This window comes from Kribbella sp. (assembly GCF_035655035.1).
Classification (GTDB): Bacteria; Actinomycetota; Actinomycetes; order Propionibacteriales; family Kribbellaceae; genus Kribbella.
This window is the reverse complement of sequence record NZ_DASRVN010000576.1, coordinates 1-3,887: the sequence shown is the minus strand read 5'-3', so window position 1 is coordinate 3,887 and position 3,887 is coordinate 1. Positions and strand designations below refer to the sequence as shown.

4 protein-coding genes are annotated in these 3,887 nt (G+C 68.7%); 3 read left to right on the top strand and 1 reads right to left on the bottom strand.

All coding sequences use genetic code 11. The features are described 5' to 3' along the window. The 3 genes from VFF46_RS30740 to VFF46_RS30730 form a co-directional block, all read left to right on the top strand. Nucleotides 1-639: carbohydrate ABC transporter permease (locus VFF46_RS30740; protein WP_325040732.1), on the top strand; the 639-nt coding region annotated here is incomplete at its 5' end. A 20-nt stretch (nt 640-659) separates the two neighbouring features. Beyond that, nucleotides 660-1,967 (top strand): sugar ABC transporter substrate-binding protein, encoded by a 1,308-nt coding sequence (locus VFF46_RS30735; RefSeq protein ID WP_325040730.1) that lies wholly within the window; start codon nt 660-662, stop codon nt 1,965-1,967. 40 nt (nt 1,968-2,007) lie between these two features. After that, on the top strand, nt 2,008-3,084 hold the full coding sequence (locus tag VFF46_RS30730; protein WP_325040729.1) for a Gfo/Idh/MocA family oxidoreductase: 1,077 nt from the start codon (nt 2,008-2,010) through the stop codon (nt 3,082-3,084). Here VFF46_RS30730 and VFF46_RS30725 read toward each other — a convergent pair. Continuing rightward, on the bottom strand, nt 3,047-3,887 hold an 841-nt coding region (locus VFF46_RS30725; protein WP_325040728.1), incomplete at its 5' end, for a sensor histidine kinase. The two genes, VFF46_RS30730 and VFF46_RS30725, sit on opposite strands and share 38 nt — an antisense overlap.

Here is a 3,887-nt window from a genome sequence, read left to right as displayed (position 1 = left end):
CCGTTCACCCGGTACCTGCTGAACTCGGCGCTGGTGGTGCTCGGCTCGATCCTCGGCAACCTGGTGTCCTGCTCGATGGCGGCGTACGCGTTCGCCCGGCTGGAGTTCACCGCGAAGAAGCTCTGGTTCGGGATCATGCTGCTCAGCATCATGCTGCCGATCCACGTGGTGATCGTGCCGCAGTACATCCTGTTCTCGAAGCTCGGCTGGATCAACACGGTGCTGCCGCTGATCGTGCCGAAGCTGCTCGCCACCGACGCGTTCTTCGTCTTCCTGATGGTGCAGTTCATCCGCGGCATCCCGCGCGAGCTGGACGAGGCCGCCCGGATCGACGGCTGCGGCAAGGCGTCGATCTTCCTCCGGATCATCCTGCCGCTGATGGTGCCGGCGTTGGCCACCACGACGATCTTCACGTTCATCTGGACCTGGAACGACTTCTTCAGCCAGCTGATCTACCTGACCGACCCGCACATGTACACGGTCCCGGTCGCGCTGCGGTCGTTCATCGACTCCACCTCCAGCTCGTCCTGGGGCTCGATGTTCGCGATGTCGGTCGTGTCCCTGGTCCCGGTCTTTCTCGCCTTCCTGCTCGGCCAGCGGTTCCTGATCAAGGGCATCGCCACCACCGGCATCAAGTAGCTCCCCGAAAGGTCCACATCATGAGGCTGCACATCCCACGCGTGGCAACGGCGCTGGCGCTGGCCACGACGTTGCTCGCGGCAAGCGCCTGTGGCGGCGGCTCCGGCGGCCCGGGCGGGTCGTCGGACGCCGGCGGCAAGGTCACGCTCCGATTCACCTGGTGGGGATCGGACACCCGGACCAAGCTCACCCAGCAGGTGATCGACGCGTACCAGAAGGACCACCCGAACGTCACGATCAAGGGCGAGTTCGGCGAATGGTCCGGCTACTGGGACAAGCTCGCCACCACGGTCGCGGCGAACGACGCCCCGGACATCATCCAGATGGACGAGGCCTACCTGCGGGAGTACGCCGACCGCGGCGCGCTGCTCGACCTGAAGAAGGCGCCGGGCCTGGACACCGCAGGGTTCCAGCCGGACACCTTGAGCGCCGGGGAGGCCGAAGGCGGTCTGTACGGGCTGAACGCCGGTATCAACTCGTTCGCGGTGGTCGCGAACCCGGCCGTGTTCAAGGCGGCCGGGGTGCCGATTCCCGACGACACCACCTGGACCTGGGACGACTTCGCCCGGATCTCCGCCGAGCTCTCCACGAAGCTGAACGGGAAGGCCTGGGGATCGGCGGCGATCGGCACCAACGAGGTCGGGCTGAACCTGTGGGCCCGGCAGCACGGTGAGTCGCTCTGGACCAAGGACGGCAAGCTCGGCGTCTCGCAGGACACCACCACCAACTTCTTCAAGTACGTCCTGAAGCTGCGGGACCTGAAGGCGATCCCGTCCGCGGACTTCACCTCGCAGGACATGAACGCAGCCCTCGACCAGTCCGCGATGGCGACCGGAAAGGTCGCGATGAGCTTCATCTGGAGCAACCAGTTGGTCGCCTACAGCAAGGCGGCCGGGCAGCAACTGAAGCTGCTGCGGATCCCGAGCAGCGACGGCAAGGCCAGTGACAACGGTTCCTTCTACAAGGGCTCGATGTTCTGGTCGATCTCGTCGCGGTCGAAGCACCAGAAGGAGGCCGCGGACTTCGTGAACTATCTCGCGAACAGCACCGCCGCGGGCAACATCCTGCTGGCCGAACGGGGTGTGCCGCCGAACACCGACGTCCGTGCCGAGGTCACGCCGAAGCTGCAGCCGGCCGACGCCGCGACCGCGAAGTTCATTCAGGACATCAACAAGGAGCTCGGCGCCCCGTCGCCGGCGCCGCCGGTCGGTGGTGGTAAGACGGGGACGATCATTCAGCGGTACACGACCGACGTACTGTTCGGCCGGCAGACGCCGGACCAGGCGGCCAAGGCCTTCCTGGACGAGGTCAAAGGGAATCTCAAGTAGTGATGCCGATGGCAACTGGTTGCCGATGACGGGGGCCCGCGTGGCCGTGGTGGGAATCCACGGCCACGGTGCCTCCCATGTCCGTAACGTCCAACGACTCGCCACGGCCGAGCTGGTCGCGGTCGCCGATCCACAGGGCGGCGGCGACCTGCCCGCGAGCGTCCAGGTCTTCGCCGGCCTGGACGAACTGCTGGCGGCCGTCGAGGTCGACGTGGTGGTGATCTGTACGCCGATCCAGACGCACGTCCCGCTGGCGGAGCTGGCGATGCGTGCGGGCGCCGACGTACTGCTGGAAAAGCCGCCGACGGCATCGCTGGCAGAGTTCGAGCAGCTGGCCGCGGTGGCCGAGGAGACCGGGCGGGCGCTGCAGGTCGGCTTCCAGGCGCAGGCCTCGGAGGCGACGCTCACGCTGGCGAAGCAGATCGCGGACGGCGAGTTCGGCGAGCTCCGCGGGATCAGCGCGACCGGGAAGTGGGTGCGTACGGCGCGCTACTTCCAGCGGGCGCGCTGGTCCGGGCGCCGCCGCCTGGACGGGATCGACGTGGTCGACGGCGCGGTGACGAACCCGCTCGCGCACGCGACCGCCGCGGCTCTGCTGCTGGACGGGTCGACCGGCGTGGACGACGTCCGCTCGATCGAGACCGAGCTGTACCGCGCGAACCCGATCGAGTCCGACGACACCTCCTCGGTCCGGATCACCACCAGCCGCGGTACGCCGATCCTGATCGCGGTCACGCTGTGCGCCATCGAACACCTCGACGCGGCGGTGATCGTGCACGGGTCGAAGCGGCGCGCGGTCCTCACGTACCAAGCCGACCTGATCGACGGTACGAAGTACGGCCGCGCCGACCTGCTCGAGAACCTCCTCGCCCACCGGGCCGACCCGTCCGTACCGCTCTACGTACCCCTCGAGGCCACCGGCGGCTTCACCCGTGTCGTCGAGGCCGTCCGGACAGCACCGGACCCGGCGGTCATCCCACCCGGCCTCATCCAGTGGGACGGCGAAGGCCTCGACCGCCGCCCGATCCTCCAGGACGTCGAGACCTGGATCGATCGCGCCTCGGACGAACTCTCGCTCTTCAGCGAGCTCGGAGCTCCCTGGGCAATGCCAGGGTGAAGGTCGTACTCCCCGGTCGCGACGTCAGCGTGAGGGTGCCGGCGTGGGCGTGGGCGATGGACTCGGCGAGGGAGAGGCCGAGGCCGGTGCCGCCGGTGGCGCGGGTGCGGGCGGTGTCGGCGCGGGTGAAGCGCTGGAACACGTTCGGGAGCAGGTCGGCGGGGATGCCGGGGCCGTCGTCGTGGACCGTGAGTACGGCGGTGTCGTCGCGGCGGGTGGCGGCGACGGTGACCGTGGTGCCGGGTGGAGTGTGCCGGCGGGCGTTCGTGAGCAGGTTGGTGACGACCTGGTGCAGGCGTTGCTCGTCGCCGGTCACGACGATCGGCCCGTCCGGCAGGGCGAGCTCCCAATGGTGGCTGGGGGCAACTATCTCGGCGTCGGCGACCGTGTCGCGGGCGAGCCGGGACAGGTCGACCGGGCGGCGGTCGAGCGGCCGGCCGGCGTCCAGTCGGGCGAGCAGCAGCAGGTCCTCGACCAGCGATGCCATCCGGGTCGTCTCGACCATCACCTTGCCCATCGCGTGCGTGTACAGCTCCGGATCACGCTGACGCAGGCTGAGCTGCGCGTAGCCGTGAATCGTGGTCAGTGGCGTCCGGAGCTCGTGCGACGCGTCCGCGACGAACTGCCGGACCTGCTGCTCGCTCCGGTGCCGGGCGTCGAGTGCGTCCTCCATGTGCCCGAGCAGCGTGTTCAGCGCGACCGCGACCTGGCCGACCTCGGTGTGCTCGTCGGTGAGCTGGTCCGGGACCCGGGCGGTGACCCCGATCTCGCCGGTGTCCAGCGGTAACGCGGCGACCTCACGG